Below are 19,113 nucleotides of genomic sequence, written 5' to 3' on the forward strand. Positions count from 1 at the left end.
TCGGTAAATTGGATTTACCACATAGGAGGAGTGAATGCTAGACAAAGCCGCCAAGGCCCAAATCAATCCAGCGGACGAGACAATCGGCCACGGCGGCCTCGCCGTGCACTTCCTGCTCACTGGCGAGCAATCGAACGGCTCGATCACCGCCTTCGAACTGTCGGTGGCCGGCTCGCAGCGCCTGCTCGCCCCGGCGCACAGCCACGACCACTACGAGGAAACCATGTATGGGGTCGAAGGCGTGCTGACGCTGACCGTCGACGGCCAGCGTCACGACATCGGGCCAGGACAGGCCCTGTGCATTCCGCGTGGCGCGGTCCATCGTTTCGATAACAACACCGCCGAGACCGCCAAGGTTCTCTGCGTGGTGACACCGGCCGCGATCGGGCCGGAATATTTCCGCGAGGCTTTTGCGATCTTCGGCGCCGGCGGCCCGCCCGACCGCGCCAGGATCATGGACCTGATGCGCAGTTTCGGCCTGACGCCAGCCCCGCCACCGCAGGCCTGATCTGCTCAGCTCGCCGCGTTGAAGCGCAGGACCTCGTGGCCATCCCTGTCGGCGATGGTCAGCTTGCCAGCGTCAACCTTGAATGTTGCCGCCTTGGCCAGCGCGTCGAACAGTGCCTTTTCCTCAGCCATGACCTCTGGCGCGCAAGCCTTGTAGGTCGAGTCTATGTCGCTCACCGTGATCGTCTCGCCATCGACCTTGGCCGTGGCGAAATAGACGTTGCAGGGGCCGCTGCCGCCAGCCTTGCCGGCTTCACTGATCCTGAATGTCGCCTGCGGATTGGTTATCACGCCGATGCCGTCGATATACTCGACCAGCCAGCTTTGGCCGAACACCGCTCCCGTTGCTGCGGTCGGCGACACCATTTTCAGCATGATGGTCTGCGGCACGTCGGTCAGCGGATCGACCTGATGCCTGACATCGCTGATGAACAAGAGCCTGTCGTCGACCGTGATACGAGCCTGCAACGCATAGGTCATTTGCGGCCGGATCACCGAAGGATCGAATTTGATCGCGAAGCTGATCGGCACCTGGCCCGCCGGCGTCACCTTCTGCTCACCGATGACGGCCGCCGGCGCATCGGCCAGCGACACATCGGCAAGCTGCACGGACAGGACAGCGTTGGGCGGCAGCGCGATGCGTTCGCGATACATCACCTGGCCTGCCATTGTCTTCTCGGCGGCGGCCGACATTTCCGGCACGGCCAGCATTCCGACAACCAGCGGCACGAAACCGAAAACGAAGAATTCGGCGATCCTGTCCAGCATGACCATCTCCTTGCTAAATTGATAGATGGGGCCAAATCAACGGATGGGGTCAAATCAACCGACGGGCCAAATCGCCCGACGGTACAAACTGGCCAAAGGATTGCGGTCGTTCCGTGACATCAGCGCGACATTATTCGGTCGGTTGCCGCTTCCAGCGCCGCGCGGCCTCGTCATCCGCATCCTTGGCAGCGACCCAGCCTCCCTCGGCGCCGTCCGCGTGATGCTCCTTCTTCCAGAAAGGCGCGCGCGACTTCAGGTAGTCCATCAGGAAATTCGCAGCCTCGAACGCCGCCTGCCGGTGGGCGGAGGCAGCCACCACCAGAACGATGTTTTCGCCTGGGCGGATCTTGCCGTGACGATGAATGGCGGTGAGGCCTTGCAGCGGCCAACGCTCGATCGCTTCGGCGGCGATGCGGGAGATTTCAGCCTCGGCCATGCCGGGATAGTGCTCGAGCTCGAGTGCCGAAAGCGCGCCCTGTTCGTCGCGGCAAAGGCCGGAGAAGGTCACCACGGCGCCGATATCTGCGTGGCCTTGCGTCAGCCGGGCAATCTCGGTGGCAACGTCGAAATCCAGCGCCTGGATGCGCACTGTCGCCACGACCAGTCCGGACACGGCTTCAGCCTCCGGTCATCGGTGGGAACAGCGCAATCTCGCGCGCGCCGCCGATCTTTTCCCTATGGTCGACATGTTCCTGATTGATGGCAACACGGATCACCTCGGGAAACTGCAGCGCGTGCTCGTATTCCTCACCGCGCGACTTCAACCAGCGCAACAGGTCAGCGACAGTGTCGATGCCATCAGGCAGATCGACTTCTTCCTCGGCCATGCCGATCCGCTCGCGGACCCAAGCGAAATAGATGAGCTTGGTTTTGCCGCCCGCCACGTCATTCGTCCATGATGTGCTTGAGACCGGCACGGAAATAATCATAGCCGGTGTAAAGCGTTACCAGCGCGGCGATCCACAACAGCACCAGCCCGGTCTGCGTTGTCAGCGGAAAAATCTTGTCACCGGCGGGTCCGGCCAGCAGGAAAGCGATCGCGACCATCTGGATGGCGGTCTTCCACTTGGCAAGCTGCGTCACCGGCACCGAAACCTTGAGCGCGGCCAGATACTCGCGCAGGCCCGAGACAAGGATTTCGCGGCATAGGATGATGATCGCCGCCCATAGCGACCAGCCGGCGATCCCGGCATGGCGATCGGTGTCGGCGGCCAACAGCAAGAGGCAGGTGGCAACCAGCAACTTGTCGGCGATCGGGTCAAGCATCTTGCCGATGTTGGACGTCTGCTGCCAGGCGCGCGCCAGATAGCCATCCAGATAATCGGTAATGCTGGCCAGCAGGAAGATGATCAGCGCCGACCAGCGAGCGAAATCGCTCGACTTCAGGTGCCCTTCGAGAAAGAAGCACAGCACAACCAGCGGCACCGCGACAATGCGGGCGTAGGTGAGCATGTTGGGCAGGTTGAATGCGCGCTTGACCATGTCTTGGAAAACTCTTTCTGCCTGCGTACTCAAATCAGAAGCTGATGTAGGGGGTCAACAGGTCAAAATCGATTGGCCAGCCGAAAATAGCCAGCGGTTTGTCAGCTCTCGTGAAAATGATTGTAGACCAGCTTGGCGACCTGCTCGGAAATTCCGTCGACCTTCCGCAGGTCCTCGATGGCGGCGCGGCTTACGGCCTTGGCGGTGCCGAAATGCAGCAGCAGCGCCCGCTTGCGGCCGGGACCGATGCCGCTGATCTCGTCGAGCGGGCTCTTCACCATTTCCTTCTTGCGGCGTGCGCGATGCGAGCCGATGGCAAACCGGTGCACCTCGTCGCGCAGCCGCTGGACGAAATAAAGGACTGGGTCGCGAACGGGGAGCGAAAACGAGTCCCTGCCCCGGACAAAGAAGCGCTCACGGCCGGCGTCGCGATCCTGACCCTTGGCGATGCCGATGGCGACGACGCGGTTCTCGATGCCGAGACCTGAAAGGATCTTGCGCACTGCCGTCATCTGGCCCTGGCCGCCGTCGATCAGGATGACGTCGGGCCAGGCCGGGAAGCTGCCCGCGACGTCATCCTCGATATCATCCGTTGCCTCCGCCGCAACGGCATCTTCGGCCACGGCGACGTCGCCATGTTCCTTGAGCAGCCGCGAAAAACGCCGCTCCATCACTTCGCGCATCATGCCGAAATCGTCGCCCGGCGTAATCTCGGTCGAGCGGATGTTGAACTTCCGATACTGGTTCTTGACGAAACCTTCAGGCCCGGCAACGACCATGGCGCCGACAGCATTGGTGCCCATGATGTGCGAATTGTCGTAGACCTCGATGCGGACTGGAGGCTTGGGCAAGCCGAAGGTCTCGGCGAAACCGGCAAGCAGCCGGCCTTGCGTCGACGTTTCGGCCAGCCGCCTTCCCAGCGCCTCGCGGGCATTCTGCAATGCGTTGTCGGTCAGGTCCTTCTTCTCGCCGCGCTGCGGTACCAGGATCGCCACCTTGCGGTTGGCGCGGGTGGAGAGGGCCTCGGCCAGCAGCTCCTGATCCTCGACGCCATTCGACAGAAGGATCGTGCGCGGCGTCGGCTTGTCGTCATAGAACTGCGCCAGGAACGAGCCCAGCACCTCGGCGGCTTCCAGCGCCGGGTCGGCCTTGGGAAAATAGGCGCGATTGCCCCAGTTCTGGCCGGTGCGGAAGAAAAACACCTGGATGCAGACCTGCCCGCCTTCCTGGTGGATGGCAAAGACATCGGCCTCGTCGACCGTCTGCGGATTGATGCCCTGGTGGCTCTGCACATGCGACAGGGCGGCGAGCCGGTCGCGATAAATGGCGGCGCGCTCGAAATCGAGGCCTTCGGAGGCCTGCTGCATGGCGGCCGAGATTTCGGTTTTCACCTTCTGGCTGCGGCCGGAGAGAAAGTCCTTCGCCTCCCCAACCAGCTCGGCATAGTCCTCGTGCGAGACTTCGCCGGTGCAAGGGCCGGCACAGCGCTTGATCTGGTAAAGCAGGCAGGGCCGAGTCCGGTTCTCGTAGAACGAGTTGGTACAGCTGCGCAGCAGGAAGGCGCGCTGCAGAGAATTGATGGTGCGGCCAACGGCGCCGGCCGAGGCAAACGGGCCGAAATAGTCGCCTTTGCGTGAGCGCGCGCCGCGATGCTTGTAGATGCCGGGCGAGACATGGTCGCCGGTCAAAAGAATGTACGGGAACGACTTGTCGTCACGCATCAGAACGTTGAATCGCGGCCGCAAGCGCTTGATAAGATTGGCTTCGAGCAGCAGCGCTTCGATCTCGGTGCGGGTGACGACGAACTCCATCGTCGATGTCTCGCGCACCATCCGGCCGATGCGGTTGGTGTGAAAGCGCCCCTGCGCATAGTTGGTGACGCGCTTCTTCAGGCTGCGCGCCTTGCCGACATAGAGCACGTCGCCGGCGGCATTCATCATGCGGTAGACGCCCGGCGCGTTGGGCAGCCGCTTGACCAGCGTCTGGATCACCTCGGCACCGACCATGCCTTCGGCGTCGCCGGCATGCGGCGTCCAGTCAATGGCGGTGAAACCGACATCGGGACCGGCAGGCGCGACGATCTCCTCCGCTGCCTCATCCTCGATATCGATATCAGGGGGCAGGTCGTCGGTGCCGCCCCTTTTGCCTTTGTGTTCCATGGGACTCATTCCGCCATGCCTGTCACATCGGGCGTCTGCCATGCAAGGTGCTGGCCGCCATCAAGCGCGATCATTTGGCCGGTGACCGACCGCGCTTCCCAGAGATAGCGGATCGTTGCGCCGAATTCGGGCAATTCCGGGCCACGCTTGAGGATCAGGCCATCGACCTGCGCGGCAAAATCGCTGTCATCCTGGCGGCTGTTCTTTAGGGTTGGCCCCGGACCGATGCCGTTGACGCGAATCCGCGGTCCCAGTGCCTGCGCCATCATCTGCGTGGCCGTCCACAGTGTCGACTTTGACAGCGCATAGGAGAAATAGCGCGGTGTCGGGCGCCAGACGCGCTGGTCGATCATGTTGACGATCAGCCCCTCCTGCCCGGCCGGTAGCGCCTGGGCAAATTTTTGCGCCAGAAATGCCGGCGCCTTCACGTGGACGGCGAAGTGCCTGTCCCAGGCTTGCCAGTCGAAATCGAGTATGGAATCGTCCTCGAACAGCGAGGCGTTGTTGACCAGCAACGAGACAGGACCGAGCGCAGCCTCGGCCTGTGCAACCAGGCCGCCGACCATGGCCATGTCGGTCAGATCGGCGACGACGACAGCGGCGCTGCCGCCTCCAGAGCTGATTGTGGCAGCCAGGGCATCAGCCTCGGCGCGCGAACGGTTGCAGTGAATGGCGACGGCGAAACCATGCGCGGCGAGATCCTCGACGATTGCCTTGCCGATCCGCTTTGCCCCGCCCGTCACCAACACCGCGGCCATGGCCTTGCTCATATCCTGTCAATCCTCAATTTCGGCCCAAAAAGACGGAGCCGGCGAAATATGGCCCGCAATACGTTAAATGCCGTTCGCACGTGGGGCAGCATTGTGGCGAAACGGCCGGATCGGCCATCCCGACTCGCCATGGACCGAAGCAACCAGACGGCAATATAGGGCGCTGGACTCCTTGCACCAAGCGGTGTGCAGCGCAGCATGAAATGGCTGCTGACATTTCGCTGTTGCGAAGATGCAACGTCAAGGTTCCGCCTCATTCGCGCCGGGGAATGACCCAAGTTCAGGTTCGCTTCAGCCGCATTTTGACACGACATTTGGAACCGACGAACGCCAGATCCGTTTCACCCCCCGGACGGGTCGATGGCGATCGTGAGAAACAAGCCTGTGTCCTGTGGCTTAAGGAGTAAAGAACAATGCAAGCCAATCTTAAATTCGCACGGCCGCTGGCCGTTGCGCTGGGCCTCTTCGCCCTCGGTGGTACCGCCTATGCAGCGGACGTCGTCACGGAAGAGCCGCCGGCACCCGCGCCGGTCGCTGAACTTCCCGTCGCTTCCTGGGCCGGCCCCTACGCCGGTCTGAGCGTCGGCTACGGCTTCAGCGGTCATGCCAATGCCAGGGACCTTGGCAACAACGTCAGCACCAAGGGCTTTGTCGGCGGTGTCTTCGGCGGCATCCAGTGGCAGCAGGAGAACTTCGTGTACGGCGCTGAAGCCGATATCGGCTACAGCGGCGTCAAGGGTTCCAATGCCGGCCTCGAAGCCAAGGGCGGCGTCGAAGGCTCCCTGCGTGCCCGTCTCGGCTATGCCGTGACCCCGGAAATCCTGGTCTACGGCACCGGTGGTGGCGCGTTGAAGAACCAGAAGATGGACAACGGCATCGACAGCGAAAGCAACACCATGCTTGGCTGGACGGCCGGCGTCGGCACCGACATCAAGATCACCGACAACGTGTTCGGCCGTGTCGAGTATCGCTACACCGACTTCGGCAGCAAGGACTTCGGCGGCAGCATCGGCAACGTCAAGTCGACAGACAACCGCGTCACCTTCGGCGTTGGTATGAAGTTCTAAGTCGTTCAAGCCACGACACGAAAAAGCCGGGCCTCGCGCCCGGCTTTTTTTTGTTCTTGGTGTTGAGGATCAGGATGGAATGCTGGGCTTCAGTTCCGGGAACTTCTCGTCGAAGCGCGCCGCCCAACGCGTCAGCCGGCCTCGGCCCTTTTCCCACTTTCCAGCAAAGCGCAGCGCCAGATAGCCAAGGCAGGCGCGCAACGCCAGCTGTCCCACGGTGATCTTCTTCGGCAGTTTCGGCGGATTGGCGTTGAGCAGGTCGAGCGCCGCGGTGATCTTCGACCATTGCCGGTCGAGCCAGGGCTGATAGACCATCTCCTCGGGTCGCGTGCGCCGTTCATAGACCATCGACAACGCGCAGTCGCAAATGCCATCCGCCAGCGCCTCCAGCACTTCCGCCTCAAGCCGCTTGTCGGCATTGCGCGGAAGCAGCGCATTCTTCGACACCCGGTTGAGGTGCTGGGTGATGGCGCGGCTGTCATGGATCGAGCGCCCGTCATCGAGCACCAGCACCGGAATTTTGCCGAGCGGATTGGCGCCGATCAGGTTGGCTGGCTTGTCGTCGGTCTTGACCGGCACGAGGTCGACGGCAACGCCCGCATAGGCCGCAGCCATGCGCACCTTGGAGCTATAGGGAGAAGAAGAAGCATAAAGCAGTTTTGGCATCATCGGTTTCCTGTTTTCCAGACGCACTGTTGTCCAGACACGCGTCTGCGATCAACGGCCAGAGCGCAAAAAACAGTATCAGAAAACCGGCAACGGTTTCCGCTCGAGGTTATCTGACATGGCCACCGGCTGATACGCGATCTACACGAGCAAAGACCAAAGAGGCCGGGATGAACCCGGACAAACTCCGATCCTTCACAGCCCAGGCTTCGCGCCGGGGCATAAGTTCGAGACGCGGAGAACCCGACAGAGGCGAGCGAGGCAACCTGTCCGGCGCCCCGCTTTGCTGCCCTCGGCCCCCTTCCCTGGCGGTCCTGCGCACGGCCCGAGAACCAAACGTTTCTCGCAAGAGACATGCGCCGCGTCCAATTGTCGGAGCCCCTTCACGCAGCCTAAAGGATGCGTGGCGCTCCAACAGGGACCTTACTTCTTGGCGGCCTTCGCTGCCGGCTTGGCGGCGGCCTTCGGCTTGGCGGCAGGCGCGGCCTTCTTCACAGCCGGCTTTGTCGCCGCTGCGGCTGCCTTCTTTGCCGGTGCCTTGGCTGCAGGCTTTGCTGCTGCTTTCGCTGCGGGCTTCGCCGCTGCCTTGGCGGCGGGTTTCGCTGCCGGTTTTGCTGCTGCCTTCGCCGCGGGTTTTGCCGCTGCCTTGGCGGCGGGTTTTGCTGCTGGCTTCGCTGCCGGTTTCGCCGCTGCCTTCGCCGCGGGTTTTGCTGCTGCCTTGGCAGGTGCTGCCTTCTTCACCGCTGCCACGGCTTTCGCCGGTGCCGCCTTCTTTGCCGGTGCCTTGGCCGCAGCGGCCTTCGGCTTGGCCGCGGGTGCTGCTTTCTTGACCGCGGTTGCGACCTTCGCCGCTGCTGCTTTCACAGGTGCTTTCTTTGCCGGTGTCTTGGATGCCGGCGCCTTAGACGACTGCTTCGCCATATCATGCCCCTTGCGTTATGCCGACGGCCGTGAATGACCCCGGCGCGCAATGCATATCTGACTCGCGGCTCCCTAGCCAGCGAAGCAATGCACTGATTTTCGCAGTTTAAATTTCAGCATCGGGCTGCAGGCCAAGGTCCCGCTTCGCGTAGAAATTCGCTTCGTATCCCGAGCAATTGCCAGAGAGCTTTGCAGGCAAATTCCGCGTCGGCCGTTGCCGCGTCAACGCCAGTAACAGCAGCCGATTCATTCAGCAGCGGCAGGCTTGTTGCGCTCATCACCGGCCTGTGCTCAGATACACAGATTACTCTGTGCTGCAGAATATTCTGTAAAACCTGGAGACAGATGATGGGCGCGGACGACATCATTCACCAGAGTACACGCCTCAGGATCATGGCGGCGCTGAATACTCTCGATAGGCGACAGGCGCTGGAGTTCACCCGGTTGAAAGCAATTGTCGACACGACCGACGGCAATCTCGGAGCGCATCTCGATACGCTGGCCGGCGCGGGTTACGTCGATGTCGAAAAGCTGTTTGTCGAGCGCCGGCCGCAGACACGCATCAGGGCGACCACAAGCGGGCGACGCGCATTCCGAGGTCATGCGGCTTACCTGCGCGCTCTGCTTGAAGAGGCCTGTCTGCCCGTGGTGGAACGCAATCGGCGCAAGGCGCGGTAGCGGGACAAAGGCCGACACCGCGGTGCTGGTTGCCGATCCGCTTCAGCGCATCAAGGAATCGCGAACCACATCCCGTCGAAGGCCGCCCGCTGCCTTGGCGTGAAATCTGGTTGATGACGCATCCCAACCCATCTCGCTCGTGTCGCGACGGATTGAGCGTAGCATCTCGGGGCTGGAACGGATGTCCGTTCCAGCCGAGGTCAGGCCAAGAGGAAGATAACTTTAGCGCAGGACGCGGCAGCGGCCGTTGTACACCATCCAGCGGTCGAAGCCCGAAACACAGAATTCGACGTTGTCGCCGATCGAGGCGAAGCCCTGCCCCTCCTCGATCAGGTACCAGATGGTGCGGGCGCGGCCATCGGAAAGGCTGACGGTCGCACCGCAATAGCGACGTCCGATCGGCCAGGTTTCGTTGGCCGGCAGATAGCGGTGCTGATGAATGCGCTGGAAGTCGGTGATCTGCACATCCGGCAGATGCGGCACATGGTGCACCTGATAGGAGAAGCGGCTGGTGATCTTGTTGAGCACCCAAGGCTGGCCACAGACGCCGCCATCATCGTTGGAATAGACGGCGAGATCGGCGGCGTGCACCGCCTGCGTGACGCCGAGCGGAGCAGCAAGCGGGGTGCAGAAGGCGAGCAGGGCGGCAAGAGCGGATTTGGCGAAGCGAGTCATGGCAGCCTCTATGATCTGGTCCGCGCACTGTGAGGATTCGCAGGGTTGCGGTCAAGCGGTAGCGCACTAGCGATGGTTGCCTATATCGGAAACGATTCCAGCCAGCCAGGATTTCGCGCGCCGACCTAAAGCGAAGCGGTGCGGCGGAACACGCTGAACTGAAATGACTGAGTTGCTCCCCAAGGCGTCACATGAACATGATTTTGCGCGCCAATCAGCTCGAATCCTTGTCCGAGCGTCTGGCCGAGGCTCGCCGCATCGTAGCGTACGATAGGCAAGCCGCTGCAACGCTCGGGTCCGTCCGGTGCAAAGGTCGCGATAATTGCGTGGCCTCCTTCCTTCACAGCCCGCCTCATACGGACGAGATACGCGGTACGATCCTGTCCGTCGGTGAGGAAATGAAACGCCGCCCTGTCATGCCAAACATCAAAGGTTTGCAAGGGCTGCCACTCCGTTGCGTCGGCGACAAGCCAATCCACCTTTGCGGCCCGCGCGCCCAGACGGTTCTTCGCTGCCGAAAGGGCGGCCTCGGAAACATCCAGCACAGCAACGTGTTCAAAGCCCCGATCGAGCAGGCCATCGACCAATCGCGACGCGCCGCCGCCAATGTCTATGACAGAGACATCCTTCGTTGGCGCGACCCCGGCGATCAGATCCAGCGAAAGATCCGGGTTTTCCTCGAACCAGCTGACTTCGGCCTCGGCCTTTTTGGTATAGACGCCCTGCCAATGGGCCTGTCGGCTCTCGGTCACGGCGCCAGCTCCCCCGCCAGCCAATTCAGCGTCCAGTCGGCCGGCCGACCAACGACGAGCAACCTGTGCAAGGCCGGCAGCAGCGTGCGCAGTTCGCCTTCGAGGGTAAAGGGCGGGTTGACCACCACAAGGCCGCTGCCATCAAGGCTAGGCTCTCGCGACGACGGCCTGATCTCGAACTCGATATCGAGCACCCTCGGAATGCCTGTCTCCTTGAGGGCTTTGCGGAAAGCGATCACCGCCTTGCGGTCCTTGATCGGATACCACAGCGCATAGATACCGCTTGGCCAGCGCTTGTGCGCCTTGACCAACCCGTCGACGAGACGGCCGAACTCCCCCTCTTCCTCGAAAGGCGGATCGATGAGGACAAGGCCGCGCTTCTCCTTAGGCGGAAGATGCGCACCAAGCGCCAGCCAGCCGTCGAGTTCGATCACCCTGGCCTGAAAATCACCATCGAACTCCGCCTTCAGCTTCGCGGCGTCCTTCGGGTGCAGTTCGATCGCCGACAGCCGGTCCTGCTTGCGCATGAGGTGCCGGGCAATCAGCGGCGAGCCTGGATATTTTTTCACGCCGCCATCGGGATTGAGCGCTCGCACCGCATCGAGATAGGGAGCCAGAAGCGCAGCCGCGAGCTTGCCCAATTGGGCGTCGACAAGCCGGCCGATGCCGCCCTGCCATTCGCCTGTTTTCTGCGCCTCGACCGAAGACAGATCGTAGCGGCCAATGCCGGAATGGGTGTCGATGACGCGAAACGCCTTGTCCTTCTGCTTCAGATATTCGAGCAGGCGCGTCAGCACGACATGCTTGACGACATCGGCGAAATTTCCTGCGTGATAGGCGTGACGATAGTTCAAGTTGACCCCCTGCCCCAGCGCGGTGGAGGCGGCTGCGAATTCGGATTTTCCGGACGGCCACCACCTCCGCCGAAACGGAACGCCAGCACCAGGCCGATCAGACCGATTGCCATCAGCGAGAAACCCACCGGCCGCGCGCGCCGGTCTACCTCACCCGCGCCGGAGCGCAAGATGAGATCGACCGTCCGCATCGGTATGCTCTCGGCATCGCCCGGCCCAACGATGAACGTATAGGCGCCGTCAGTGACATCGGTGATCAGACCGGCTTCGTCGCGGAAGATCTTGTCCGGCAGTTGCGGGCTCGCCTCGCGTGGATCGGAGTGATTGAACCGCAGCGTATCGGCGAGAACAGTGCGGCCACCGGTGCCAGCGGTGATGGTCAACACGGCGCGTTGCTGGGAAACGATGCGCTCGGCCCTGGCGGTGAGGTCGACCAGGACACGCACGGGTGCATCACCAGCCTTCAATGACACAGTCGCCGGCTTGAACCTGCCTTGCTCATAGACGCGCCAGCTGCCGATCTCGTGGCCGGAGAAATTGGCCATCGCAAAGGGATAGACGACGCCAATACCGGCGCCGGCAAGCAGGATGAGCAGAAAGAGAGCGCGCATCGGATGGTCCCTTGCAACTATCTGGCATTGCCGCCGTCGCGGATGCGTTCCTTGGCCGAAGTGAGCCTTGCTACGCCTTGCGCTCCCAGCGGCGGTCGGACGTCTGCTGCCAATAAGTGACAGCGTGGCCGGCGTCCTTCATCGTCTTCCAGTGCGTACGCGCCGCGGCGACCTGGCCGCTGTCGTGACCATCGAACAGGAACACGGCACGCTCGTACGCGCCGAGGTCCGAGGGTGACGCACCGTCGACAAGGAAGCGGATCTTGGCGTCATTCGGGTTGCCGTCACCGGTGGTCAGCAGAACCGGCTGATCCTCGGAATGGGGTTCGCGATCGGTCGCGTGCGCCAGGAACGAATCATCGCGGAAGGTCCACAGGTGCTGATCGAGCGCATCGCGCCGCTCCTCGGTGCCGGTTTGCACGACCGCGCGCCAACCGCGATCAACGCTGCGCTCGAGAAGGCCGGGAAGGGCATCCTCGAGCGTTGATTCGGTCATGTGGTAGAAGAGGACGTCGGTCATGGTCGCGCCTTGAAGTTCCTCACCCCTCGTAGTTGTCGCGCACCAACCGATCAAGCAGCCTGACGCCGAAGCCCGAGCCCCATGACTGGTTGATCTCGTTCGACGGCGAGCCCATCGCGGTGCCGGCGATATCAAGATGCGCCCAGGGCGTATCCTTGACGAAGCGCTGCAGGAATTGCGCGGCGATGATGGCGCCACCGTAGCGGCCGCCAATGTTTTTCATGTCGGCATTCTTGGAATCGATCAACTTGTCGTATTCGGCGCCAAGCGGCATGCGCCACAAACGCTCCTGCGTCGCTTGCCCGGCCGCCGTCAGCCGCTCAGCCAGTTCGTCATTGTTGGAGAACAGGCCGGCATAGTGCTGGCCGAGCGCCACCATGATGGCGCCAGTCAGCGTGGCCAGGTTGACCATGAATTTAGGCTGGAAACGGTCGTTGCAATACCAGAGCGCGTCCGCCAGCACGAGACGGCCCTCGGCGTCGGTGTTGAGCACCTCGATGGTCTGCCCCGACATCGAAGTGACAATATCGCCGGGCCGCTGCGCATGGCCATCGACGGCATTTTCGACCAGCCCGATGATGCCGACGACGTTGGCCTTGGCCTTGCGCGCGGCCAGCGCGTGCATGAGCCCTGTCACCGCTGCCGCGCCACCCATGTCGCCCTTCATGTCTTCCATGCCCGATGCCGGCTTTATCGAATTGCCGCCGGTGTCGAACGTGACGCCCTTGCCTACGAAAGCGACTGGACTGTCCTTGGCCTTGCCTCCGTTCCACTGCATGACAGCCATACGGGCCCCACGCGGCGAGCCCTGGGCGACCCCAAGCAGCGAGCCCATGCCGAGTTTTTTCATCTCCTTCTCGGCCAGAATCTCGACCTTGACGCCGAGCGCTTCCAACGCCTTGGCCTGCGCGGCAAATTCCACTGGTCCAAGCACGTTTGCCGGCTCATTGACCAGGTCACGGGCCAGAAGCACGCCGTCGACCACGGCTTCCATGTCGGCAAAGGCCTTTTTCGCGGCAGCCGGATCCGCGGTCAGGATGGTCACCTTGGCGGGCCTTTTCGCGTCTCCCTTGGTGTCGTCCTTGTCCTTCTTCGTCTTGTACTTGTCGAAGACATAGCTGCGCAAAAGAATGCCCGCGGCCAGATTTGCCGCGTCCTTCCCACTTGGCGAAGCACCGACAATTTCGAGTACCACAGCCACGTCCGTGGCCTTGCGCAATGACGCCGCGATGGTGCCGCCAAGTTTCATCCAGGCGTATTCATCGAGCCCCGAGACCTTGCCGGCGCCGACTGCCACCAGCCTGTCGAGCGATGTGCCTTCCGGCGCCAGGATTTCGACGACACTGCCAAGCTTGGCAGTGAATTCGGCGATGGGAAAAGCCCGCTCAAGTGTTTTTGCCGGGTCGCATGCCTTTGCCGTCTCGCCCAGGCCGCCGTCATCAGCCGGTAGCACGAAAACGCTGCCCTTTTTCGGTGCGGCAAATTTAGCGAAGGCGATCGAAGGTCTCGAAGTCATTATGTCCTGCTTTCGGGGAGTGGCGCTAATGCACGATGAAGCGGCTTTCAAGATCGCGCGACATTTGGTCGTTTTCCAGCATTTGGCAAGACTTTGCCGAGATCGCACCCCATATGGCGGATGGAATCGATGGCGATTCGTCGCGGAACGGCCCCGCTTCCTGCCGCAACCTGTTGTTAACCATCGATGTTCGCCGTTTATTATCCATTGCCGCCGACACTCCAGGTCATCGGGGCGCGTGATATGGAACGGGAGCCAGATCGAGCCGCCCATGAAAACCGCCGATGGAACCAGTTGTGCGGGCGTCGCCGGACGGCTACCTTGTCAGGTGGCATGATGCCGTTCGAGAAAATCGAGAAAAGCCTTCATGAAGGTCGTTGAACGCTACATCATGCGCCGCGCTTTCGTGGTCTTCCTGGCAGCGCTTGTCTGGACATTGGCCATCGTGTGGACGACGCAGGTGTTGGCCAAGATCAACCTTGTCACCGACAGCGGCCAGTCAGCCTTTACCTTCTTCGAAGTCGCCGGCCTCATTCTCCCTTCGATCGTCCCGATCGTCGTGCCCTTTGCCTTGGTCGTGGCCGTGGCCCAGACGCTTAGCACCATGAACTCGGATTCCGAGCTCGCCGTCGTCAACGCGGCCGGCGCCTCGCGCTGGACGATCGTGCGGCCGATCATGCTTCTGGCACTCGCGGCCGCGGTCTTTTCCTTCGCCGTCGACAACGGAATTGATCCCTATGCGCGCCAGAAAAACCGCGCTTTGATCGCGTCGTCGCGCGCGGACCTGTTGTCGCTGATCATTCAGGAAGGCACGTTCCGCAAGATCGAAGAAGGCCTGTTCCTGCAGATCGGCGAGCGGCTTCCCGAGAACCGGCTGGGTGGCATCTTTGTCGCCGATTCGCGCGAAGAGGGCGTCAATCTCGTCTACTACGCCAAGACCGGAAGCATCATCGAACGCGCCGGCGAGAAGGTGCTGATGATGAATGACGGCGTCATCCATCGCAAAACGTTGACCGGTGATCTGTCGGTCATCCGGTTCACCTCCTATGCCTTCGATATGTCCGCCTTCATGTCGGCGGCTTCCGCGGTGACGCTGATGCCGAAGGACCAGACGACCCAATATCTGCTCAATCCGAGCCCCAACGACAAGAATTACCAGCAAAGTCCGAACGAGTACCTAGCCGAGGTCAACCAGCGTTTTTCGGAATGGACATATTCGCTGGTCTTCGCGCTGATCGCGCTGGCGGTCGCGGGAGATGCGCGCTCGCATCGTGAAGCACGCGTCAATCCGCTGATAACGGCCATCACCATATCGCTGTTCGTGCGCTGGCTTGGGTTCTTTGCCGCCAGCAAGGCCGACGACGTGCCGCAATACGCCTATATGGTTTATGGTATTCCCATCGTCGCATCGGCGGTGGCGATCTGGTTCATCGTCTCAAACCGCACTATGGAACTGCCGGTGGCCTGGGCAGACGGGATGACCAATCTGACTGCCCGCATGGGTGACGGCTGGAACGCCATCAAGGCGCGTTTGTTTGGGCGTGGCGCATCCGGGCAAGGGGTCAGCTGATGGGCTGGACGCTGGGCCGATATTTTTTCTTCCGCTACGTGACAATCACGTTCTGGTTCTTCATCGGCCTGCTGGCGCTGGTGTTCCTGATCGATTTCACCGAGTTGTCCGGCCGCACAACCGGCCTGCCCGGTTTCACCTATGGGACAGCGGTGGCCATTTCCGCGCTCAGGATACCGATGATCATGCTGCAGACAGTGCCGTTTGTCGGCCTTTTCTCCGCCATGGCGACGCTGGTCTCACTCAATCGAAGATATGAACTGGTCATCGCCCGTTCCGCCGGCGTTTCCGCGTGGCAGTTTCTGTTGCCATGCTGCATCGGTGCACTGCTGTTCGGCGCCTTGTCGGTCGGTGTCATCAACCCGCTCGCCGCGCATGCCTTTTCCTTGTCCGAGCAGATCGAGACCGAGCTGCGTTCCGGCAAATCCAACACCGTTTCGGCTGATGCAGCACCCTGGATTCGGCAGAAAACCAGTTCCGGCGACACCATCATCGGCGCACGCGCCATCCTGAACCAGGGTCTGGAGATGGCCGACGCCGTCTTCTTCATTCTCGATGCGCAAGGCAACATCGTTGAACGCAAGGACGCGGCGCGGGCTTTCCTGCGCGACGGTTATTGGGATTTGCAGGACGTAAAGACCTTCAAGGATGGCATCATCAAGCCTGCGGCAAACGATCGCGTGCCAACCAATCTCAAACCGGAATTCGTGCAGGAGCGGCTGGCGCGCCCGGAAACCATTCCGTTCTATGACCTGCCCGGCAAGATCGAGGTTGCCCGCTCCTTCGGCCTGAAGGCGGATGCCTTCGCCATGCAGTTTGATTCTCTGGTGGCGTTGCCGTTCCTTCTCGTCGCCATGACGCTGATTGCGGCAACAGTTTCAATGCGATTTGCCAGGATGGGACAATCCGCGACGATGATTCTGGGTGGCATCATCGCTGGCTTTCTGCTTTATGTCGTTTCGGTGCTGGTGAAGGCGTTCGGCGTGGCGGGATTCGTGCCTACTGTCGTGGCTGCCTGGGTGCCGGTTATAGTAGCTATGTTCTTCGGGGTGACTTTCCTGCTATACAAGGAAGACGGCTAGTGAGGGAGGCGTTTTTGCCCAGCAATAGGCAGGCCCGTTTGGCGCGCCTCTATGCGGCGACCGCCTTGGCGTGCCTGTTCGCCTGCGCCGCCCCGGCGGCCCCTGCGTTTGCGCAGCAAGTCGGTGATTTGGGAGCCAAGGTTCCAGACGGCACGCAGATGCTGCTCGCCGCCGATACGCTTGTCTACAACAACGACAACCAGACGGTGACCGCCGTCGGCGCCGTGCAGATAGACTACGGCGGCAATCGCCTCGTCGCTCAGCGGGTCGAATATGACCGCGCCACCAAGCGCCTGGTCGCGAGCGGCAATGTCGAGCTTGTCAACAGCGATGGCACCAAGATCAATTCGGATCATATCGACGTCACCGACGATTTCGCCGATGGCTTCGTCAACGCGCTGCGCGTCGAAACCGTCGACAAGGCTTATTTCGCCGCCGAAAGCGCCGAGCGCATGGGCGGCGTCCTGACCACATTCCACAATGGCGTCTACACCGCCTGCGAGCCGTGCGAAGACAAGCCCAACAAAGCGCCGACCTGGCGCATCAAGGCCAGAAAGATCATCTGGAACGGAGAGAAAAAGACGGTTCGCTTCGAGAACGCGAATTTCGAATTCTTCGGTTTTCCGCTTGCCTACCTGCCAGCGTTCGAGATCGCCGACCCGACGGTGAAGCGCAAGAGCGGCTTCCTGATTCCGAGCATCAGCTACAACAGCCACCTGGGCTACAGCGCCAAGATTCCATATTATCTCGCGCTTTCGCCGACATACGACCTCACGGTCACGGCGGGCGGCTATACCAAGCAGGGCTTTCTTGGCGAGGCTGAATGGCGGCAGCGCTTCAACAATGGCGAGTACAGCCTGAAGATCGCTGGCATTCGGCAGAAAAACCCCGACGGCTTCATCGACAACGCCGCGTTCCCCGGCAGTGCTGGCCACAACGTCGATTCGGGCGAAGCGGGCGATCCGAACAAGTTCCGCGGCATGATGGGCACCCAAGGCCAGTTCGCTATCAACCCGCGCTGGAATTTCGGCTGGGACGTCCTGCTGCAAACCGACAAGAACTTCTCCAACACCTACAACATCGACAAATATAACCAAGGCGTTCATCAATCGTCGGTCTACCTGAACGGGCTCAACGGCCGTAACTATTTCGACCTACGCGCGATGCATTTCGAGGTTCAGGAAGATACGCTCAACAGCAATCCCGCCGCGCGTAGCGGCCAGCAGCCGTGGGTGCTGCCTTCGCTCGACTATGCCTATATCCCCGATGTATCGGTCGCTGGCGGGCAGTTGTCGCTCAACGTCAATGCCCGGGTCATCCGCCGCGATGATCTCGATCAGACTTTCGACACCCCATATAATCCCCTTACCCCCGTGCAGCGTGTTCGCGGCATAGCAGGTGAATCCGGTCGCCTTACCGCAGAGGCTGAGTGGAAGCGCACTTTCACCACCGACGGCGGGTTGGTGCTGACCCCCTTGCTGGCACTGAGCGGCGACGCCGATTATGTCCGGGCTTCATCGGCCTCATTAACTGCCATTGCTCAGATGGCGATTAATCCGGAAATAGGCACGAACGCCGACATGCGATCCTCGTTCGCACGCTACATGGCCACCGCCGGGCTTGAAATGCGCTGGCCGGTGCTGTTCTCCATGGCCAATTCCAGCCACGTGCTTGAGCCCATGGCGCAGGTTTTCGTCCGACCGAACGAACAATATGTCGGCGGGCTCGCGGTTCCCAACGAGGACGCGCAGAGCTTCGTCTTCGATGCGACCACGCTGTTCGAGCGCGACAAGTTCTCAGGCTATGACCGTGTCGAGGGTGGCTCACGAGCCAATGTCGGCCTGCGCTATTCCGGCTCCTACAACAATGGCTGGGGCACCAACGCGCTGTTTGGCCAGTCCTACCAGATTGGGGGCCAGAACTCGTTCGCGGCGCCTGATCTCGTCAATGTGGGCGCCTATTCGGGCCTCGAGAAGGCCACATCGGATTATGTCGGCCTGTTCGGCGTCAACAGCCCGAACGGGTTCTCCGCATCGGTCAGCGGGCGTTTCGACGAACAGACTTTTGAAGTCCGCCGTGCTGAAGTGAAAGCCGCCTTCTCCGGTCTTCCGGTGTCGTTGAGTGCCAAATACGCCTTCATCCAGGCGCAGCCGCTTTACGGCTTCACCACCGACCGCCACGAAGTCACGCTCGGTGCGTCGACCCATCTCGCTGAAAACTGGCGTGTTTTTGGAACCGGAACCTATGATCTGCAGCAAAGCCTGCTGGTCAGTGATGGCGTTGGCTTTGCCTACAATGACTCCTGCTTCACCTATCTGATGACGTATTCGCAGTCGCGTGACCTCAACACCAGGGAAGTGACGCAGAACATCGGCTTCAACCTGTCCTTCCGTACGCTGGGTGATTTCGGTTCATCGAGCAGCGCTGCCGGCGCGATCCAATAACGGACGACCGCCCGGCAACGGGCGATCAGCTGGCGACATCGTTTTGCCGCATAACGCAGGCAGGGGTATCG

21 protein-coding genes are annotated in these 19,113 nt (G+C 61.5%); 8 read left to right on the forward strand and 13 right to left on the reverse strand.

What is annotated here, in order from left to right; genetic code table 11:
• Window positions 1–34: 34 nt before the first annotated feature.
• Window positions 35–508, forward strand: a complete 474-nt coding sequence (locus tag GA829_RS26360; protein WP_195175506.1) for a cupin domain-containing protein — start codon at window positions 35–37, stop codon at window positions 506–508.
• A 5-nt stretch (window positions 509–513) separates the two neighbouring features.
• Here GA829_RS26360 and GA829_RS26365 read toward each other — a convergent pair whose 3' ends face one another.
• The 6 genes from GA829_RS26365 to GA829_RS26390 form a co-directional block, all read right to left on the reverse strand.
• On the reverse strand, window positions 514–1,275 hold the full coding sequence (locus tag GA829_RS26365; protein ID WP_195175507.1) for a YbaY family lipoprotein: 762 nt from the start codon (window positions 1,273–1,275) through the stop codon (window positions 514–516).
• A gap of 130 nt (window positions 1,276–1,405) precedes the next feature.
• The gene (locus tag GA829_RS26370) at window positions 1,406–1,888 is read right to left on the reverse strand and encodes a molybdenum cofactor biosynthesis protein MoaE (protein ID WP_195175508.1); all 483 of its coding nucleotides are present in this window, start codon (window positions 1,886–1,888) and stop codon (window positions 1,406–1,408) included.
• Between the two features lie 4 nt (window positions 1,889–1,892).
• Entirely contained in the window at window positions 1,893–2,102 is a 210-nt protein-coding gene (locus tag GA829_RS26375) for a MoaD/ThiS family protein (protein WP_258052363.1), read from the reverse strand.
• Between the two features lie 58 nt (window positions 2,103–2,160).
• A complete protein-coding gene (gene pgsA, locus GA829_RS26380) occupies window positions 2,161–2,757 on the reverse strand; it encodes a CDP-diacylglycerol--glycerol-3-phosphate 3-phosphatidyltransferase (protein WP_195175510.1) in 597 nt (198 codons plus the stop codon).
• Window positions 2,758–2,858: 101 nt separating this feature from the next.
• Window positions 2,859–4,925: an excinuclease ABC subunit UvrC gene (uvrC, locus tag GA829_RS26385; protein WP_195175511.1), complete on the reverse strand. Its 2,067-nt coding sequence runs from the start codon at window positions 4,923–4,925 to the stop codon at window positions 2,859–2,861.
• Window positions 4,922–5,686: an SDR family oxidoreductase gene (locus GA829_RS26390; protein WP_195175512.1), complete on the reverse strand. Its 765-nt coding sequence runs from the start codon at window positions 5,684–5,686 to the stop codon at window positions 4,922–4,924. The genes uvrC and GA829_RS26390 overlap by 4 nt, the downstream gene beginning before the upstream one ends.
• Window positions 5,687–6,099: 413 nt before the next feature.
• Between GA829_RS26390 and GA829_RS26395 the strand changes: the two genes are divergently transcribed.
• Window positions 6,100–6,753 carry an outer membrane protein gene (locus GA829_RS26395; protein WP_195175513.1) on the forward strand — a complete coding sequence of 218 codons (654 nt, stop codon included), beginning with the start codon at window positions 6,100–6,102 and terminating at the stop codon, window positions 6,751–6,753.
• Between the two features lie 69 nt (window positions 6,754–6,822).
• Here GA829_RS26395 and GA829_RS26400 read toward each other — a convergent pair whose 3' ends face one another.
• A complete protein-coding gene (locus GA829_RS26400) occupies window positions 6,823–7,419 on the reverse strand; it encodes a glutathione S-transferase family protein (protein WP_195175514.1) in 597 nt (198 codons plus the stop codon).
• A gap of 430 nt (window positions 7,420–7,849) precedes the next feature.
• Between GA829_RS26400 and GA829_RS26405 the strand changes: the two genes are divergently transcribed.
• Both GA829_RS26405 and GA829_RS26410 read left to right on the forward strand, forming a co-directional pair.
• On the forward strand, window positions 7,850–8,377 hold the full coding sequence (locus tag GA829_RS26405; protein WP_195175515.1) for a hypothetical protein: 528 nt from the start codon (window positions 7,850–7,852) through the stop codon (window positions 8,375–8,377).
• Window positions 8,378–8,688: 311 nt separating this feature from the next.
• Entirely contained in the window at window positions 8,689–9,018 is a 330-nt protein-coding gene (locus GA829_RS26410; protein ID WP_195175516.1) for a transcriptional regulator, read from the forward strand.
• 222 nt (window positions 9,019–9,240) lie between these two features.
• On the opposite strand, the gene GA829_RS26415 is transcribed toward GA829_RS26410, so the two are convergent.
• The 6 genes from GA829_RS26415 to GA829_RS26440 form a co-directional block, all read right to left on the reverse strand.
• Window positions 9,241–9,693 (reverse strand): hypothetical protein, encoded by a 453-nt coding sequence (locus GA829_RS26415; RefSeq protein WP_195175517.1) that lies wholly within the window; start codon window positions 9,691–9,693, stop codon window positions 9,241–9,243.
• Between the two features lie 125 nt (window positions 9,694–9,818).
• Complete coding sequence (locus GA829_RS26420) at window positions 9,819–10,445, reverse strand: class I SAM-dependent methyltransferase (protein WP_195175518.1); 627 nt, start codon at window positions 10,443–10,445, stop codon at window positions 9,819–9,821.
• Window positions 10,442–11,299 carry a 23S rRNA (adenine(2030)-N(6))-methyltransferase RlmJ gene (locus GA829_RS26425; protein WP_195175519.1) on the reverse strand — a complete coding sequence of 286 codons (858 nt, stop codon included), beginning with the start codon at window positions 11,297–11,299 and terminating at the stop codon, window positions 10,442–10,444. The genes GA829_RS26420 and GA829_RS26425 overlap by 4 nt, the downstream gene beginning before the upstream one ends.
• Window positions 11,296–11,910 (reverse strand): hypothetical protein, encoded by a 615-nt coding sequence (locus tag GA829_RS26430; protein ID WP_195175520.1) that lies wholly within the window; start codon window positions 11,908–11,910, stop codon window positions 11,296–11,298. The genes GA829_RS26425 and GA829_RS26430 overlap by 4 nt, the downstream gene beginning before the upstream one ends.
• Before the next feature lie 70 nt (window positions 11,911–11,980).
• Window positions 11,981–12,430: a DNA polymerase III subunit chi gene (locus GA829_RS26435; RefSeq protein ID WP_195175521.1), complete on the reverse strand. Its 450-nt coding sequence runs from the start codon at window positions 12,428–12,430 to the stop codon at window positions 11,981–11,983.
• A 19-nt stretch (window positions 12,431–12,449) separates the two neighbouring features.
• The gene (locus GA829_RS26440) at window positions 12,450–13,946 is read right to left on the reverse strand and encodes a leucyl aminopeptidase (RefSeq protein ID WP_195175522.1); all 1,497 of its coding nucleotides are present in this window, start codon (window positions 13,944–13,946) and stop codon (window positions 12,450–12,452) included.
• A gap of 35 nt (window positions 13,947–13,981) precedes the next feature.
• Here GA829_RS26440 and GA829_RS26445 point away from each other — a divergent pair, with 35 nt between their 5' ends.
• The 4 genes from GA829_RS26445 to GA829_RS26460 all read left to right on the forward strand — a co-directional run bounded on the left by GA829_RS26445 (window position 13,982) and on the right by GA829_RS26460 (window position 19,042).
• The gene (locus tag GA829_RS26445; protein ID WP_195175523.1) at window positions 13,982–14,188 is read left to right on the forward strand and encodes a hypothetical protein; all 207 of its coding nucleotides are present in this window, start codon (window positions 13,982–13,984) and stop codon (window positions 14,186–14,188) included.
• Window positions 14,189–14,313: 125 nt separating this feature from the next.
• Window positions 14,314–15,516 carry an LPS export ABC transporter permease LptF gene (lptF, locus tag GA829_RS26450; protein ID WP_195175524.1) on the forward strand — a complete coding sequence of 401 codons (1,203 nt, stop codon included), beginning with the start codon at window positions 14,314–14,316 and terminating at the stop codon, window positions 15,514–15,516.
• On the forward strand, window positions 15,513–16,598 hold the full coding sequence (gene lptG / locus GA829_RS26455; protein ID WP_195179814.1) for an LPS export ABC transporter permease LptG: 1,086 nt from the start codon (window positions 15,513–15,515) through the stop codon (window positions 16,596–16,598). Before lptF ends, lptG begins: the two co-directional genes overlap by 4 nt.
• Window positions 16,598–19,042, forward strand: coding sequence for an LPS-assembly protein LptD (locus GA829_RS26460; RefSeq protein ID WP_195175525.1), 2,445 nt, complete (start codon window positions 16,598–16,600; stop codon window positions 19,040–19,042). Before lptG ends, GA829_RS26460 begins: the two co-directional genes overlap by 1 nt.
• The last annotated feature ends 71 nt before the right edge of the window (window positions 19,043–19,113 follow it).

The organism is Mesorhizobium sp. INR15, from assembly GCF_015500075.1.
Classification (GTDB): domain Bacteria; phylum Pseudomonadota; class Alphaproteobacteria; order Rhizobiales; family Rhizobiaceae; genus Mesorhizobium.